The sequence below is a fragment of the Bradyrhizobium sp. 170 genome, assembly GCF_023101085.1.
Taxonomy (GTDB): domain Bacteria; phylum Pseudomonadota; class Alphaproteobacteria; order Rhizobiales; family Xanthobacteraceae; genus Bradyrhizobium.
In genome coordinates, this window is sequence record NZ_CP064703.1 from 5711494 (window position 1) to 5728741 (window position 17248).

The 17248-nt window shown below is 61.6% G+C and carries 13 protein-coding genes and 1 pseudogene; all 14 read left to right on the forward strand.

Features of this window, described 5'->3' with window-relative positions; all coding sequences use genetic code 11:
- Positions 1 to 40 precede the first annotated feature (40 nt).
- The 14 genes and pseudogenes from oxc to IVB05_RS26655 all read left to right on the forward strand — a co-directional run bounded on the left by oxc (position 41) and on the right by IVB05_RS26655 (position 16958).
- Positions 41 to 1771: an oxalyl-CoA decarboxylase gene (gene oxc / locus IVB05_RS26590; protein WP_247778934.1), complete on the forward strand. Its 1731-nt coding sequence runs from the start codon at positions 41 to 43 to the stop codon at positions 1769 to 1771.
- A gap of 157 nt (positions 1772 to 1928) precedes the next feature.
- Positions 1929 to 3206, forward strand: coding sequence for a formyl-CoA transferase (gene frc, locus IVB05_RS26595; RefSeq protein ID WP_247778935.1), 1278 nt, complete (start codon positions 1929 to 1931; stop codon positions 3204 to 3206).
- A gap of 455 nt (positions 3207 to 3661) precedes the next feature.
- Positions 3662 to 4894 carry an alpha/beta fold hydrolase gene (locus IVB05_RS26600; protein ID WP_247778936.1) on the forward strand — a complete coding sequence of 411 codons (1233 nt, stop codon included), beginning with the start codon at positions 3662 to 3664 and terminating at the stop codon, positions 4892 to 4894.
- 146 nt (positions 4895 to 5040) lie between these two features.
- Positions 5041 to 6330: a vanadium-dependent haloperoxidase gene (locus tag IVB05_RS26605; RefSeq protein WP_247778937.1), complete on the forward strand. Its 1290-nt coding sequence runs from the start codon at positions 5041 to 5043 to the stop codon at positions 6328 to 6330.
- Positions 6331 to 6549: 219 nt separating this feature from the next.
- On the forward strand, positions 6550 to 8145 hold the full coding sequence (locus tag IVB05_RS26610; protein ID WP_247778938.1) for an ABC transporter substrate-binding protein: 1596 nt from the start codon (positions 6550 to 6552) through the stop codon (positions 8143 to 8145).
- A 27-nt stretch (positions 8146 to 8172) separates the two neighbouring features.
- Positions 8173 to 8505, forward strand: a pseudogene (locus IVB05_RS26615) (CoA transferase); the annotation flags it as partial.
- A gap of 222 nt (positions 8506 to 8727) precedes the next feature.
- Positions 8728 to 8865, forward strand: a complete 138-nt coding sequence (locus tag IVB05_RS26620) for a hypothetical protein (protein ID WP_247778939.1) — start codon at positions 8728 to 8730, stop codon at positions 8863 to 8865.
- 533 nt (positions 8866 to 9398) lie between these two features.
- Positions 9399 to 10412 (forward strand): tripartite tricarboxylate transporter substrate-binding protein, encoded by a 1014-nt coding sequence (locus IVB05_RS26625; protein ID WP_247778940.1) that lies wholly within the window; start codon positions 9399 to 9401, stop codon positions 10410 to 10412.
- 72 nt (positions 10413 to 10484) lie between these two features.
- Positions 10485 to 10982: a tripartite tricarboxylate transporter TctB family protein gene (locus tag IVB05_RS26630; protein ID WP_247778941.1), complete on the forward strand. Its 498-nt coding sequence runs from the start codon at positions 10485 to 10487 to the stop codon at positions 10980 to 10982.
- 27 nt (positions 10983 to 11009) lie between these two features.
- Positions 11010 to 12509 (forward strand): tripartite tricarboxylate transporter permease, encoded by a 1500-nt coding sequence (locus IVB05_RS26635; protein ID WP_247778942.1) that lies wholly within the window; start codon positions 11010 to 11012, stop codon positions 12507 to 12509.
- A 535-nt stretch (positions 12510 to 13044) separates the two neighbouring features.
- Positions 13045 to 14340, forward strand: coding sequence for an oxalate/formate MFS antiporter (oxlT, locus tag IVB05_RS26640; RefSeq protein WP_247778943.1), 1296 nt, complete (start codon positions 13045 to 13047; stop codon positions 14338 to 14340).
- 272 nt (positions 14341 to 14612) lie between these two features.
- The gene (locus tag IVB05_RS26645) at positions 14613 to 15044 is read left to right on the forward strand and encodes a CBS domain-containing protein (protein ID WP_247778944.1); all 432 of its coding nucleotides are present in this window, start codon (positions 14613 to 14615) and stop codon (positions 15042 to 15044) included.
- A 103-nt stretch (positions 15045 to 15147) separates the two neighbouring features.
- Positions 15148 to 16170, forward strand: coding sequence for a 2-dehydropantoate 2-reductase (locus IVB05_RS26650; protein WP_247778945.1), 1023 nt, complete (start codon positions 15148 to 15150; stop codon positions 16168 to 16170).
- Positions 16170 to 16958, forward strand: coding sequence for a fumarylacetoacetate hydrolase family protein (locus IVB05_RS26655; RefSeq protein WP_247778946.1), 789 nt, complete (start codon positions 16170 to 16172; stop codon positions 16956 to 16958). The genes IVB05_RS26650 and IVB05_RS26655 overlap by 1 nt, the downstream gene beginning before the upstream one ends.
- Positions 16959 to 17248: the final 290 nt, after the last annotated feature.

The following is a 17248-nucleotide window of genomic DNA, read 5'->3' on the forward strand; positions in this document are numbered from 1 at the left end:
AAAAATCGTCCGAACCAAAACGATCAGGGAGATGAAGCCCATGCTGAATACCGCGACCAAGTCCGAAGCACCGGGCACCGAGCAAGAGCTGACGGATGGCTTTCATCTCGTCATCGATGCGCTCAAGCTCAACGGCATCAACACCATCTATGGTGTGCCGGGCATCCCGATCACGGACCTCGGCCGCATGATGCAGGCCGAGGGCATTCGCGTGCTCTCGTTCCGCCACGAGCAGAATGCCGGCTACGCCGCTTCCATTGCCGGCTACCTGACCAAGAAACCGGGCGTCTGCCTCACCGTTTCGGCGCCCGGCTTTCTCAACGGCCTCACGGCGCTGGCCCACGCCACCACCAACTGCTTCCCGATGATCCTGATTTCGGGCTCCTCCGAACGCGAGATCGTCGACCTGCAGCAGGGCGACTATGAAGAAATGGACCAGCTCGCGATCGCCAAGCCGCTCTGCAAGGCCGCCTTCCGCGTCCTGCACGCCGCCGACATCGGCATTGGCCTGGCGCGCGCGATCCGTGCCGCCGTCTCGGGCCGCCCGGGCGGCGTTTATCTCGACCTGCCCGCAAAACTTTTCGGTCAGGTGATCGACGCGGCTGCGGGCGCGAAGTCGCTGGTAAAGGTGATCGACGCAGCACCCGCCCAGATCCCTGCCCCGTCAGCCGTCAAGCGCGCGCTCGACGTGCTCAAGGGTGCGAAACGCCCCCTCATCATTCTCGGCAAGGGTGCGGCCTATGCGCAGGCCGACGACGAGATCCGCGCCTTCGTCGAAAAGACCGGCGCCCCGTTCCTGCAGATGAGCATGGCCAAGGGCCTCTTGCCCGACACGCATGCGCAGTCGGCGGGTGCGGCGCGCTCGACCGTGCTGAAGGATGCCGACGTCGTCATGCTGATCGGCGCCCGCCTCAACTGGCTGCTGTCGCACGGCAAGGGCAAGACCTGGGGCGACGCCCCGAAGAAATTCATCCAGATCGATATCGAGCCGAAGGAAATGGATTCCAACGTCGAGATCGTGGCCCCCGTGGTCGGCGATGTCGGCTCCTGCGTCTCCGCGCTGCTCGAGGGCATGGGCGGCAACTGGTCCGCCGCGCCGGCCGACTGGGTCAATACCGTCAACAAGAAGCGTGACGACAACGTCGCCAAGATGGCGCCGAAGCTGATGAGCAACGCCTCGCCGATGGATTATCACGGCGCGCTCGGCGCACTGCGCACCATCATCAAGGAGCGGCCCGACGCCATCCTCGTCAACGAAGGCGCCAACACGCTCGACCTCGCCCGCGGCGTCATCGACATGTACAAGCCGCGCAAGCGTCTCGACGTCGGCACCTGGGGCGTGATGGGCATCGGCATGGGCTATTCGATCGCAGCCGCCGTCGAAACCGGCAAGCCGGTGCTGGCGATCGAGGGCGACTCGGCCTTCGGCTTCTCCGGCATGGAGATCGAGACCATCTGCCGCTACCAGCTTCCGGTCTGCATCGTCATCTTCAACAATGACGGCATCTATCGCGGCACCGACGTCAATTCGGGCGGCTCGGATCCGGCGACGACGGTATTCGTCAAGGGCTCGCGCTACGACAAGATGATGGAAGCCTTCGGCGGCGTCGGCATCAACGCCACTTCGCCCGACGAATTGAAGCGCGCCGTCAACGCCGCGATGGATTCCGGCAAGCCGACACTCATCAACGCGGTGATCGATCCGGCAGCCGGTTCCGAAAGCGGCCGCATCGGCAACCTCAATCCGCAGAGCGTTTTGAAGAAGAAGTAAACAGATCAACCCATCGGCGTCATTCCCCGCGCAGGCGAGGAATCCAGTACCCCCGAACTATCGCGTGACGAAGGCTGTGCCCGACTGAACCGACGGTGATTACTGGATGCCCGCCTTCGCGGGCATGACGGCAACAGATAGTAAGAGGAGAGAACATATGTCTAAGGCGCTCAAGGGCGTTCGTATTCTTGATTTCACCCACGTTCAGTCGGGTCCGACCTGCACGCAATTGCTGGCCTGGTTCGGCGCCGACGTGATCAAGGTCGAGCGCCCCGGCGTCGGCGACATCACGCGTGGCCAGTTGCAGGACATTCCCAATGTGGACAGCCTGTATTTCACCATGCTCAACCACAACAAGCGCTCGATCACGCTCGACACCAAGAACCCGAAGGGCAAGGAAGTCCTGACCGCGCTGATCAAGAGCTGCGACGTGCTGGTGGAAAATTTCGGCCCCGGCGTGCTCGACCGCATGGGCTTCCCCTGGGAGAAGATCCACGCCATCAACCCGAAGATGATCGTGGCCTCGATCAAGGGCTTTGGCCCCGGCCCCTTCGAAGACTGCAAGGTGTATGAGAACGTCGCCCAGTGCACCGGCGGCGCGGCCTCGACCACCGGCTTCCGCGACGGCCTGCCGCTCGTGACCGGCGCGCAGATCGGCGACAGCGGCACTGGGTTGCATCTCGCGCTCGGCATCGTCACCGCGCTCTATCAGCGCACCATGACCGGCCAGGGCCAGAAGGTCACCGCCGCGATGCAAGATGGCGTGTTGAATCTTGCGCGTGTAAAACTGCGCGATCAGCAGCGCCTCGCCCACGGACCGCTGAAGGAATACAGCCAGTACGGCGAAGGCATCCCGTTCGGCGACGCGGTGCCGCGCGCCGGCAACGATTCCGGCGGCGGCCAGCCCGGGCGCATCGTCAAGTGCAAGGGCTGGGAGACCGATCCCAACGCCTACCTCTATTTCATCACCCAGGCGCCGGTGTGGGAGAAGATCTGCGACGTGATCGGCGAGCCCGGCTGGAAGACCCATCCGGATTACGCCAAGCCGCCTGCCCGGCTGTCGCGCCTGAACGAGATCTTCGCCCGCATCGAACAGTGGACGATGACCAAGACCAAGTTCGAGGCGATGGAAATCCTCAACAAGGACGACATCCCCTGCGGCCCGATCCTTTCGATGAAGGAGATCATCGAGGACCGGTCGCTGCACGCCACCGGCACCCTGGTCGAGGTCGATCACCCCACCCGCGGCAAGTACATCTCGGTCGGCAACCCGATCAAGCTGTCGGACTCACCGAGCGAAGTGACGCGCTCCCCGCTGCTCGGCGAGCACACCGATGAGATCCTGCGCCAGGTGCTCGGCTTCAGCGATCACCAGGTGGCCGAAATCCACGATTCCGGCGCGCTCGACCCGCCGCGGAAGCAGGCGGCGGAATAACGACGCCATCCGAACAGCACGAAAGGCCGCCGATTTCGGCGGCCTTTTTGTTAGGGCGGGAGGACGTCAGGTGACCTCGGTACGGCGGCCACTCGCTGCACAGGATGTCGCATCGAAGATGCAATACAGATGAGTTGCTGAATGTTGTTCAGCTATTCGGTTGGTTGCGAGGACCCACGAGAGACGCCCCACACAGACGTGCCCCATTGCTCCTATCCTCAGCCCTTTGAAGGACTGGCAGCTTTACGTCGGCAAGCGGACGTCGGGGATAACAGATGCAAGCCGGCTATGGGCCCACAAGCCGACATTACCAACATCATTCGACCACTTCGTCGGCGCTGACGAGTACGGAGGGCGACATGGTGAGAAGGCCTGCCATATATCATTGCACCTGAAATAATCGGGTGCAGAGATACGCTCCCCGCGGTACAATAGAGCTGTCCGAGGGCCGGCCCATGCGTCAGGACATCCGATTTTGCACGACGCCCGACAACGTGCAGCTCGCTTATGCAGTCTGCGGCGAAGGCCCCCCATTGGTGATGTCGGCCACTTGGCTTTCGCATCTCGAACATCAGTGGCGCAGCCTTGCTTGGCGCCCATGGCTCGACGCCTTCACCCGCAAGCACAAGGTGTTGCGCCACGACTCCCGGGGCTGCGGACTCTCAGACCGGAACGCCGGCAATCTTTCGTTCGAAACCTGGGTGCGTGATCTCGAATGTGTCGTTGAGGCGGCTGGCTTCGGACGATTTGCTATGGTCGGGACCTGCTGGGGCGGTCCGATTGCCCTCGAGTATGCGGCGCGACACCCGGAGCGCGTCAGCCATCTCGTCCTCTATGGCACCTACGCGAGAGGCACCCAGCGGCGAGGAGATTTTCCGCACGATGCAGAGCGAATGCGGGTCATGCAAGACATCACGCGGCTAGGTTGGGCAAACGAGGACCACGCGTTCCTGCAGATATGGTCCTCCCGGTTTCAGCCGGGCGGCGGTCGGGAGCATCGACGCTCCTGGTGCGAGCAGATGCGCGCGGCGACCTCGCCTGATACCGCGATCCGGCTGTTTGAGATCGCCGGCAATATCGATGTGCAAGACGCTGCGCGAAAAGTCCGATGCCCGGCGCTGATCGTGCATCCGGAGCGCGACGTCAACGTCCCGATCGGGGAGGCCCGATTGCTTGCCGGTCTCATCCCCCATTGCCGCTTCGTGCAGCTCGACACCGACAACCACATGCTGCTCGCCGATGAGCCGGCTTGGGACCAACTCGTCAGTGAGGTGCGAAGTTTTCTCGCCGAGCCGGGGTATTCGCCTGCGGCCCGTCGCACCGGCTTGCCGCTGGAAGAGCTGACGCCCCGAGAGCGCGCCGTCCTGGAAGAGGTCGCCAAGGGTCTCGACAATTCGGAAATCGCCGCCGTGCTGCGGCTCTCGGAGAAGACGGTTCGAAATCATATCAGCAGGATCTTCGACAAGATCGACGTCAAACATCGCTATCAGGCGATCGTGCTCGCTCGTGAAGCAGGGCTGGGCGCGACCTTTGGTTCGTCAGTCGGGCCGGAGACAGGGCATTTGTCCCGGGTGCTCGGTGCAGCACCAAAAGCGCGTCGGGACATTGGCCTCAAGACACCGGCCTTCTCTCGCGCCAGGATGCCGACAGAGGGCGCGACCCGCGCGCCCGCAGGCAAACCGAGGTGAGCGGGATGTCCGGCGGATGTCCGACAGATACCATTGAATAGGGCGGCAGTCCCATTCCGCCCGACGGCTCTCGTTTGCGCGAAGCAAGGCGCGTCGAAGGCGGGCGGTCTCGCAGCCTCGGATGCCGACAACGAGAGGAGCGCAACATGCACGCCAATCTTCTTAGGTTGTCGGTTGTCGTCGCCATGATGGCCACGGCACCATCGACATTCGCCAACGTCATCACCGATTGGGACCAGAAAGCCCTTGCTGTCGTCGCACCGATGGCAAGCCTCGGAGGCACGTCGCCCTATATGGCGCAACGCATGATGGGCATGGTCCACGCCGCGATGTTCGACGCGGTCAACTCCATCGATCGTCAGTATCGACCGTATGTCGCGCAGCTGCCGGCCGATCCTGGCACATCGAAAGAAGCCGCCGCTGCCGCCGCTGCCGCCGCCGTCCTGACGACCATCGATGCAAAGACCGCCGATGAAATGAAGGTAGCGCTCGCCACGTATCTCGCGTCGATCCCCGATGGCTTGGCGAAATGGTCCGGCGTCCGGCTTGGCGAGGCGGCCGCCGCGAAAATCGTTGCGGCGCGCGCAAACGATGGATGTGACGCGCCCGATGTCTACCGCCCAAGGACCACGCCCGGCGTCTATGTGCCGACGCCGATCACGATCTCGTCGATGTGGCCGGACATGAAGCCGTTCGCCCTCACCAGGGGATCGCAATTCCGGCCCGGTCCGCCGATCTCGCTCGACAGCAAGGAATGGGCAACGGACTACAATGAGCTCAGGGAATATGGCGGTCAGACCAGCGCGAAGCGAACGCCCGAGCAGACCGAGATCGCCCGGTTCTGGCTGGTGGGCCCGCCCGTTGCCTATCACCCGTTCGTGCGCTCGCTCGTGACGGCGAAGCAGATGAGCGTCGTCGACGGCGCGCGGTTCATGGCGCTGGTGGCAATCGGGCTCAATGACGCGATCATCGCCGTGTTGGATGCCAAATATCACTACAATTTCTGGCGCCCGATCACAGCCATCCGCAACGGCGATCTTGATGGCAATCCGGCGACCGATCGTGAGGCGACCTGGCAGCCGATCTCCAACACGCCCATGCACCCTGAATACCCGTGCTCGCACTGCATCCAAAGTGGCACCGTCGCAGCCGTGGTCGAGGCGGTCCTGGGAAGCATGGACATCCCTGAAACCGCGATGACAAGCCCGACGGCGCCCGGCGTCACCCGCCGTTGGACCAACATGACGGCCTACACGGAAGAAGTTGCCAATGCCCGCATCTGGGCCGGTTTTCATTACCGCTTCTCGACTCGGGTCGGCACGGAAATGGGACTCGAGATCGGTGAACACGTCGTGAGAAACGTAATGCAGCCAGCCCTGACGGCAGCGCCGCAGCAGCAATTGCTTCCGCAGGGAATGATCCCTGCTGCACGATAGCGAGCGTCCCCGGCGGCCCCCACCCCGGTGCTCTTCGGTGTAGAAGACTTTCAGCCGGCCAGAGCCGCGGCGATTCCGGGGCAGTCGCGCCGACGGGTGGTCGAATGAGGCCGCGGGAGTTCATCGCGCTCTAAGGGAGCGCGGTATCTCGCCGATACCCGCTTTCCAGCTCGTTGCCGACCGATTCGGCGATCGAGCCACGAACACAGGGAGGACAATATGGTGAAGCAGTATTTGTGTTGCATTACAGTGGGCTCACTGCTGTTGGCGCTTTCTGCCAGCCATCCGGCCTGGGCGCAGAAGCGCGGCGGCATCCTGCGGCTCGCGAGCCCAGCCAGCCCGGCGAACATGTCGATCCACGAGACGGCGACCATCGTTGCCGAGATGCCGATGATGGGCGTGTTCAACAATCTCATCGTGTTCGACCAGCACAAGCCGCAGGTTAGCCTCGACACGATAGTCTCCGAGGTGGCGACAAGCTGGTCGTGGAACGAGGACGACACCGCGCTGACCTTCCAGCTGCGTCAGGACGTCAAATGGCATGACGGCAAGCCATTCACCGCCGCCGATGTCAAGTGCACCTGGGACCTGCTGCTCGATAAGGTGCCCGACAAGCTGCGGCTCAACCCGCGCAAGACCGCATATGAGAACCTAGCCGACGTAACAACAAACGGTGATTACGAGGTCACCTTCAAACTGAAGCGGCCGCAGGCCGCCTTCCCGATGCTGCTTGCCGGCGGATTCTCGGCGATCTATCCCTGCCATTTCACAGCGACGCAGATGCGCCAGCATCCGATCGGCACCGGCCCGTTCAAGTTCGTCGAGTTCAAGCCCAATGAAGGCATAAAAGTCACCCGCAACCCGGATTACTGGAAGAAGGACCGGCCGTATCTCGACGGGATCGAATACACCATCATCCAAGAGGGGTCGACTGCGGACCTGACGTTTGTTTCCGGGAAGTTCGATATGACATTCCCGTTTGAACTGTCAGTTCCCCGCTACAACAACATGCGCGCGCGGGTGCCGGACGCGGTGTGCGAGCTGTCGCCCGGGACCGTTAACACCCACCTGCTGATCAACCGTGCCCGGCCGCCGTTCGATAATCCCGATCTGCGGCGGGCGATGGCGCTGACGATCGACCGCAAGGCCTATGTCGACACGATCGGACAGGGCGAAGGCGAGATCGGCGGCATCTTGCAGCCGCCTCCGGCCGGGTTGTGGGGCATGACCCAGGACCAGATCGCCAAGCTGCCGGGGTACGGCCTCGACGTACCCAAGAGCCGGGAAGAGGCCCGCGCCCTGGTGCGAAAGCTCGGCTACGGCCCCGACAACCGGCTCAAGATCAAGGTGACGACGCGTGACTGGTCGGTATATCGCGACCCGGCGGTGCTGCTGATTGATCAGCTGAGGCAGATCTACATCGATGGCGAACTCGACCTCGTCGACACGGCGCAATACTTCCCGAAGATCCAGCGCAAGGAATATACGGTCGCGCTCAACTTGCAGACGGCAGGGCCCGATCCCGACCCGATTGTGCAGCTGTTCTACGGCTGCGGCTCGAACCTCAACTGGGACAACTATTGCAATCCCGAGATGGACAAGTTGATCGAGGCGCAATCACGCGAGGGTGACGCTGCCAAGCGCAAGCAGATCCTATGGACGATCGAGCGCAAGCTGGCCAATGACGATGTGCGGCCGATCATTTTCTACCGCCGCGGCGGCACCTGCGAGCGCCCCTATGTCAAGGGCCTGACGATCATGGTCAACAGCATCTTCGACAGCTGGCGCATGGAGGATGTCTGGCTCGACAAGTAGATGTATCTGCTCACAAGAAACAAGATGATGACCAAGACCAAGTTCGAGGCGATGGAAATCCTCAACAAGGACGACATCCCCTGCGGCCCGATCCTTTCGATGAAGGAGATCATCGAGGACCGGTCGCTGCACGCCACCGGCACCCTGGTCGAAGTCGATCACCCCACCCGCAGCAAGTACATTTCGGTCGGCAACCCGATCAAATTGTCGGACTCACCGAGCGAGGTGACCCGATCGCCGCTGCTCGGCGAGCACACCGACGAGATCCTGCGCCAGGTGCTCGGCTTCTCCGATCACCAGGTCGCCGAGATCCACGATTCCGGCGCGCTCGATCCGCCGCGGAAGCAGGCGGCCGAATAAGCCAACTCTTAGGAGAACACAAAATGCCAAGGCCGCCGGTTTCCGGCGGCCTTTTTCTTTCTAGGATGTTCCGTCTGGAATGCCACTTTCGTTATTTTTGCTGCAATGCAAACGGTCAATTGCTGCTATGCAAACAAGCCTGTTGTAGCTGGCATCTGGTATACATAAATTGTGCGGAGATCACCAAGCGGAATGGTTCCGCACCAAGAAAAGGGGACAAACATGTCCAAGACTGCATCCATCGGCCTCCTGCCCTCCGGCACCCTGTTCGGCCGTCTGATGGCGTCCATCGACCGCCTGCTGACCGCGAGCAGCCGTATCGCCATCCGCAACGGCGACCTCCCCTATTTCGGTCTCTGAGCCTAGAAAATAAGCGGTTTTCGATCGAAGGTCTTTCCAGGCGAACGGCCCCTCCGCATGAACTCTCTGTAGCAATGGCCCCGGTTTCCGGGGCCATTTTTCGTTTGCAGCGGGCCGCCGACTTTTACCAACATCTGCGACAAATCAGCCCAAATGCCAATTCGCCCCAATAACCGTTTGCGTCCTGGCATATCGCATACAAAGATACATCAAGGGCGCCCGCACCGAAAAGAAGGGCGCATTTGGGGGGATAAAGTCGTGCGGTCCACGAGGACAGCCAAGGCGATCTGGCGCGAAGCCGGCGGTGCATCTCACCTGCCCTCTTCGGCGTTATGCAAATACACAATTGGCCGAAAGGAGCGGATGCCGCACCGAAAGGTCCCTCTTACAATTCGAGCCTGCAGTCATCGCACGGGGACAACCGTTGCGGTGTAACAGTCATGAGTGCGAGAACAACCCGATCGGATGGTCGGGACAGAACTAGAAAGCCGGCAAAGACCGACGTAACCACAGTTCGACGGGAGAGAAACAAAATGAAGCACACTGCACAAACGGCGTTTGGCGCAATTGCCGCCTTATGCGCGATCGGGATTTCTGTTCCTGCGACCGCAGCATGGGAACCGGTGCGGCCAGTCGAGTTCATCGTTCCTGCCGGCACCGGCGGCGGCGCCGATCAGATGGCGCGGACGATCCAGGGCATCGTTACCAAGCACAGCCTGATGAAGCAGCCGATGGTCGTCATCAACAAGTCGGGCGGCGCCGGCGGCGAAGGCTTCCTCGACCTCAAGGGATCGGGCGGAAATCCGCACAAGATCATCATCACGCTCTCCAACCTCTTCACCACCCCTCTCGCGACGGGAATTCCTTTCAGCTGGAAGGATCTCACACCGGTAACGATGCTGGCGCTCGATGAGTTCGTGCTGTGGGTGAATGCCGAAAAACCGTACAAGACGACGAAAGAGTATATTGATGCCGTGAAGGCCGCTCCTGCCGGTACTATGAAGATGGGCGGCACCGGCTCGAAGCAGGAAGACCAGATCATTACGGTCGCGGTCGAGAAAGCCACCGGCAGCAAGTTCACCTACATTCCCTACAAGGGCGGCGGCGAAGTCGCTGTTCAGCTCGTCGGCAACCATGTTGATTCCACCGTCAACAATCCGATTGAGGCCGTCGCGCAATGGCGCGGTGGCAAGCTGCGTCCGCTTTGCGTGTTCGACGCGCAGCCGATGGGCTATGACGAACAGGTCGCGGACGGCAAGAGCTGGAAGGATATTCCGACCTGCAAATCGCAGGGTCTCGACATGGAATATCTGATGCTGCGCGGCATCTTCATGTCGCCACGGGCAACCAAGGACCAGATCGAATATTACGTCGAACTGTTCAAGAAGGTTCGCGCCACACCCGAGTGGCAGGACTTCATGAAGAGCGGCGCGTTCAACACGACCTCCCTGACCGGGGCAGAATATGCCAAGTGGGTCGAGGTCGAGGAAAAGCGCCACGAGGTCCTGATGAAGGATGCCGGTTTCCTTGCCGCACCGGGCAACTGATCGACGCATCGGCCGCAACCGGGATCATAACGCAGACGCCGGGCCTCGGGCCCGGCCGCGCATGGAGTTTTGATGACAACAGGCAGCTCAAGCAAGACAGGCCCCACCCACAAGCTGGTGGAGGCAGGGATCACGTTGCTGATCGCCCTCTTCGGCGTCATCGTTATCGTCGGCAGCCTGAAGGCCGGCGTTAACTGGGGCGCGGAGGGTCCGCGCGCCGGCTTCTTTCCATTCTACATCGGAATCTTCATCGTCGCAGCCAGCGGGATAAACCTGTGGAACGGACTGCGCGAAGACAATGACGAGCTATTCGCGGAATGGGGACAGCTTCGCCAGGTCATGAGCGTCGTCGTTCCAACCGCGATCTATGTCGGCGTCATGTCGTTCACGGGGCTGTATCTCGCGTCGATCGTCTTCATCGCATGGTTCATGCGATGGCTCGGCAAGTACCCTTGGATTACCGTGCTGGCCGTCGCGCTTGGCATGCCCATTGTCACCTATTTCATTTTCGAGCGCTATTTTCTGGTCCCGCTTCCCAAGGGGCCGATCGAAGAGTGGCTCGGTCTGTAACATCGACGCACAGTCAGGATTATCGGGATGGAAGAACTCCTCAATCTGTTTCATGGCTTTGCGGTCGCGCTGCAGCCTTTCAACATCATGGTGATGGTCCTCGGCATCGTGCTCGGCGTCATCATCGGCGTGCTTCCGGGATTGGGCGGCGCTAATGGCGTTGCGATCCTGTTGCCGCTGACATTCTCGATGCCGCCGACGTCGGCCATCATCATGCTGTCCTGTATTTATTGGGGCGCATTGTTCGGCGGAGCGATCACCTCAATTCTCTTCAACATACCCGGCGAACCATGGTCGGTGGCGACCACATTCGACGGCTACCCGATGGCGCAGAAGGGCAAGGCCGGCGAGGCGCTGACCGCGGCCTTCACCTCATCGTTCGTGGGCGCCCTGTTCGCCGTGATCATGATCACGCTGGTCGCGCCGCTGGTCGCAAGCTTTGCGCTGCAATTCGGGCCAGCCGAGAAATTTGCGGTCTATTTTCTGGCGTTCTGCAGTTTCGTCGGCTTGAGCAAGGAGCCACCGTTCAAGACCATTGCGGCCATGATGATCGGATTTGCGCTTGCCGCCGTCGGCCTCGACTCCATCACCGGACAGTTGCGGCTGACATTCGGCGTTACCCATTTGCTCAACGGGTTCGACTTCCTCATCGCCGTCATCGGGCTGTTCGGCATCGGCGAGATCCTGCTGACGATGGAGGAAGGGCTCGCCTTCCGCGGCGGCAGCGCCAAGATCAATTTGCGGGTGGTGCTGCAGACCTGGAAGGAGTTGCCGGCCTACTGGGTGACGTCGCTGCGCTCCTGCGTGATCGGCTGCTGGATGGGCATCACGCCGGCCGGCGCGACGCCGGCCTCCTTCATGAGTTACGGCATCGCCAAGCGGGTGTCGAAGAAAGGCAGCAATTTCGGCAAGGGCGAAATCGAAGGCGTGGTCGCGCCGGAGACCGCCGCGCACGCCGCCGGCACCGCCGCGCTGCTGCCGATGCTTTCGCTAGGCGTGCCGGGTTCACCGACGGCTGCCGTGTTGCTCGGCGGCCTCCTGATCTGGGGTCTGCAGCCCGGACCGATGCTGTTCGTCGAACAGAAGGAATTCGTCTGGGGCCTGATTGCCTCGATGTATCTCGGCAATCTCGTCGGCCTGATCGTCGTGTTGACCTGCGTGCCGGTTTTCGCGGCCATCCTGCGCGTCCCCTTCAGCATCATCGCGCCGCTCATCCTGGTGCTGTGCGCGATCGGTGCCTATTCGGTCCACAGCTCTACGTTCGACGTGATCCTGATGCTGGTGTTCGGCGTGATCGGTTATTTGCTCAAGAAGTGCAATTATCCCCTCGCCCCGCTGGTGCTGGCCATCGTGCTCGGCGACAAGGCGGAAGAGGCATTCCGGCAGTCGTTGCTGGGATCCCAGGGCTCGCTCGGCATATTCTTTTCCAACACGCTGGTCAGCACGATCATGATCCTGGGATTGGTGGCGCTGTTCTGGTCGGTGATCCAGCAGGGCTATACCCGCTTGCGCGGCGCCGTTGCCTGAAGGGAGCAAGGCGCCATCGCCGGAGCGAACAAAATCTTTCCCTAAAGCCTGACGAGAGCGTGATGACTTTTCTTCGAATCGTCATCCCGCTCTGCCTCTTTGATTTGAGCATGATCGCCGCGCAAACGCGTTCCGCGCTTGTCGCGAGGGAAAACCGGTACCCACTTTTCCGGATCATGCTCCAGAAAATGCGAGGAGCATTTCGAGGAGCATTTTCAGGCGCTTCCCAACCACTCGAACGGGGTCGTCATGGCCGGGCACTGTCCCGGCCATTCGCGGTTTTGGACGCTGGGATATCAGGCTCGAGAAATCGCAAGCTTTCGTAACGAACGCCGCCAGCTACGCTCATCAACTAATTTCTTTTTTGTTTCAGTATTTTAACGTGCGGCTTGATCACCGCTGTTCTAATGACGCGTTTTCCGCAGCAACAGGAAATGCGACAATCTGGCAAGATTTCTCTTGTCTACTGGCATAACATATACCAAACTCCTCGCATGAGCTGTCGGGTATCGATAGAACAGCCTATGGAGGGAAGATGACGGACACAGTGCACGGAGCGGCCCCCGTCGCGGCGGCCCGAGTAAGCGACGCTTATCGCTGGACCCAATTGGCCATCGGCGTCGCCGCGATGGTGATGATCGCCAATTATCAATATGGGTGGACTTTCTTCGTCCCCGACATCCAGAAGAAATTCGGATGGGATCGCGCGTCGATCCAGTGGGCCTTTACGCTGTTCGTTCTGTTCGAGACCTGGCTGGTGCCGGTCGAGGGATGGTTCGTCGATAAATACGGCCCGCGCATCGTCGTCCTCGTCGGCGGCATCCTCTGCGCCGTCGGATGGGCAATCAACGCCCAGGCGACCACCCTCAACGGCTTCTATCTCGGCATGATCATCGCGGGCATCGGCGCCGGTGGCGTGTACGGCACCTGCGTCGGCAACGCGCTGAAATGGTTTCCCGACAAGCGCGGCCTTGCCGCTGGCATCACCGCCGCCGGTTTCGGCGCGGGCTCGGCGCTGACGGTCGCGCCGATCCAGGCGATGATCAAGGACTCCGGCTTCCAGACCACCTTCCTCTATTTCGGTCTCGGCCAGGGCATCATCATCGTGATCCTCGCCTTCTTCCTGTTCTCGCCGAAGTCAGGACAAGTGCCGGCGGTGACGCAGAACGCCAACATCATCCAGACCCGGCGCAATTATCAGCCGACCGAGGTGATCCGTCAGCCGATCTTCTGGTTGATGTATTTCATGTTCGTGATCGTCGGCGCCGGCGGATTGATGGTCACCGCCAACCTCAAGCCGATCGCGGTCGACTGGAAGGTTGACAGCGTGCCGGTCACGCTGATGGCGGTGACGATGACGGCGGTGACGTTCGCGGCCACCATCGATCGCGTCCTCAACGGCCTGACCCGCCCCTTCTTCGGCTGGATCTCCGACATGATCGGCCGCGAGAACACCATGTTCATCGCGTTCGGGATGGAAGGCATCGGCATCTGGGGCCTCTACATGCTGGGCCACGATCCCGTGTGGTTCGTGCTGCTGTCGGGCTTCGTGTTCTTTGCCTGGGGTGAGATCTACTCCCTCTTCCCGTCGACCTGCACCGATACGTTCGGTTCGAAGTTCGCGACCACCAATGCCGGCCTGCTCTACACGGCAAAGGGCACCGCGGCGCTGCTGGTGCCTGTCGCGAACTACATGCAGCAGTCTTCGGGCACCTGGGACACCGTGTTCATCGTCGCGGCCGGCGCGAATATCCTGGCCTCGGTGCTTGCGATCGCGGTGCTCAAGCCGTGGCGCAAGGTGGTGGTCGCCAAATCGCAGCTTGCGGCCTGATCCGAACCGGATCGGTTGTTCGAAAGAAGCGCGCTCATCCCTCAGGGATGGGCGCGTTTTCTTTTGCCTGGACGGCCTCTGGTATACCTGAGCGCTTTTTGGCCCGCACCAGAAGATGACGCCCTTCCTCCGGCCGGGAGGCTGCGTCCAATAATGTCAGCAATACTGCCTATTTATCTTCATCCTGGCGAAAGATTTCCACTGCCAGGCGTGTTGACAATTGGCATTATGTATACCAGACTTGAGGTAATAATTCACCCAAGGAGGTCGCCATGCAAGTCGGAGATATTCTGCGAACGAAAGCCGCCCGTGTCGCAACGGTCCGCATGAACGAGACCGTCGCCATCGCCGCCCAACTGATGCGCTCCAGCAATATCAGCGCGCTTGTGGTGAAAGATGTGGTGCGCACCGAAGGCAACACGGCGGTCGGCATGTTCACCGAACGCGACGTGGTGCGCGCGATCGCCCAGCACGGCGTGGCCGGGGTGAATATGCGCGTTTCGCAATTCATTTCGGTACAGCAGCTCGTCTCCTGCACATCGACGGATACGCTCGAGCATGTCCGTCACCTCATGAGCAAGCATCACATCCGCCACGTGCCTGTGATCGACAATTACAGCCTGATCGGCGTCATCAGCATTCGCGATATCTTCAACGCGTTCGACGACGAAGCAACGCCCTTCAATCTGGCCGCGTCGGCTTGATATCCGCAAGGAAGCTCAGCACCAACGCGCCGGCCTGAGATGAGCTCAGCACCGGCGCGACGCTGACGCTCAATCATCAACACCGGGCTTTGCGAAAGATCCCATGAAAATCTGTATCTACGGCGCCGGCGCGATCGGCGGCTATCTCGGTGTGCAACTGGCGCGAGCGGGTGTTGATGTCAGCCTGGTGGCGCGCGGCGCGCATCTCGCCGCGATGCGCGCAAACGGGCTCAAGCTCCTGATCGGGGACGAAGAGCGCGTGGTGCATCCGCGCTGCACCGACAACCCGGCCGAACTCGGACCGCAGGATTTCGTCATCATCTGCCTGAAGGCGCATTCGATCACCGGCGTGCTCGAACAGATGCAGCCGCTGCTCGGGCCGCACACCCGAATCGTCACCGCCGTGAACGGCATCCCCTATTGGTACTTCTACAAGCATGGCGGCGCCCTTGAGGGCTCGACGCTGGAGAGCATCGATCCCGGCGGACGGCAATGGCGCGAGCTGACGCCGCAGCGCGCGATCGGCTGCATCGTCTATCCCGCCACCGAGATCGAGGCGCCCGGCGTGATCCGCCATGTCTATGGCGACCGCTTCCCGCTCGGCGAGCCCTCCGGCGAGATCACCGAGGACGTGCAGCGGCTCTCCGAGGTCTTCACCAGCGCCGGCATGCAGGCGCCGGTCCTCGACCGCATTCGCGACGAGATCTGGCTCAAGCTGTGGGGCAATGTCTGCCTCAACCCGGTCAGCGCACTGACCCACGCCACCCTCGACGTGATCTGCTCCGATCCCCCCACCCGCGCGCTGTCGAAGGCGATCATGCTGGAGGCGCAGGCGATCGCCGAATCCTTCGGCGTCAAGTTCCGCGTCGATGTCGAGCGGCGCATCGAGGGCGCCCGCAAGGTCGGCGCGCACAAGACCTCGATGCTGCAGGATCTCGAGCGCAGCCGCCCGATGGAAATCGATCCGCTGGTGACGGTAGTTCAGGAAATGGGACGGCTGACCAATATTCCGACGCCGTCGCTGGATGCGGTGCTGGCGCTGGTCGCGCAGCGCGCCAAGATCGCCGGCCTCTACGACGGAACGGTGCTTCCGGCGCCGGAAGCAAAAATCCCGGCGGTGGCGTGATGCTGCAGCGTAACGTGACCAACTGGATTCGTTTCCGCCACCAGGGTGAAACCGGCTTCGGCGCGCTCACGCCGTCCGGCATATCAGTGCATGACGGCAGCATGTTCGGCACCTCGAAGCCGAGCGGGCAAATCCTTGCGCTTGGGGATGTCGAGGTACTGGCGCCGACCGAGCCGACCAAGATCGTCGCGCTCTGGAATAATTTTCATGCGCTCGCCGCCAAGCTGCAACAGCCGGAGCCGGCCGAGCCCTTGTATCTCCTGAAAGCCACCACCAGCGTCACCGCGCCGGGCGCGGTGATCGAACGTCCCGTCTCCTATGACGGCAAGACCACCTATGAGGGCGAACTCGGCATCGTCATCGGCAAGTCCTGCACCAACGTTTCCGCCGAGGATGCCGACGACTTCATCTTCGGCTACACCTGCGTCAACGATGTCACCGCCAACGACATCCTCAACCGCGACAAGACCTTTGCCCAATGGGCCCGCGCCAAGGGTTTTGACGGCTATGGCCCGTTCGGCCCCGTCATCACCTCGGGCATCGATCCGGCAAGCCTCGTGGTGCGCACGATCCTCAACGGCGCCGAGCGGCAGAACTACCCCATATCCGACATGATCTTCAGCGCGCAGCAGCTGGTCAGCAAGATCTCGCATGACATGACGCTCCTGCCCGGCGACCTGATCGCCTGCGGCACGTCGGTCGGCATCGGCGTCATGAAGGAGCCGGTCAACACGGTGACGGTGGCGATCGACGGGATCGGCGAACTGACCAACGAGTTCAGGCAATAGACGGCGTCGCCTGAGACTCATGGCGTGAACCCAATAATTCGGATTGTCTGCCGATTTCCGCTTTGGCGCGCGTTGCGGACTCAAGTCGGACACCGCTCCACTTCCGAATAGTGCCCACAAGCGGTCATGCCCACTTCCTCCCGGTGCGCCGTTGAGGTAGCCTAACTTTCGAGCCGGGCCAGCGGGACGTGCCGAAGTCCCCCCTTTGGTTGGTGGCAGGCGTTGATGCCTTCGGCGGGCATATCCACTGAGACCATCACATTTGCGGTCTATCCACGCTCCCATCGCGC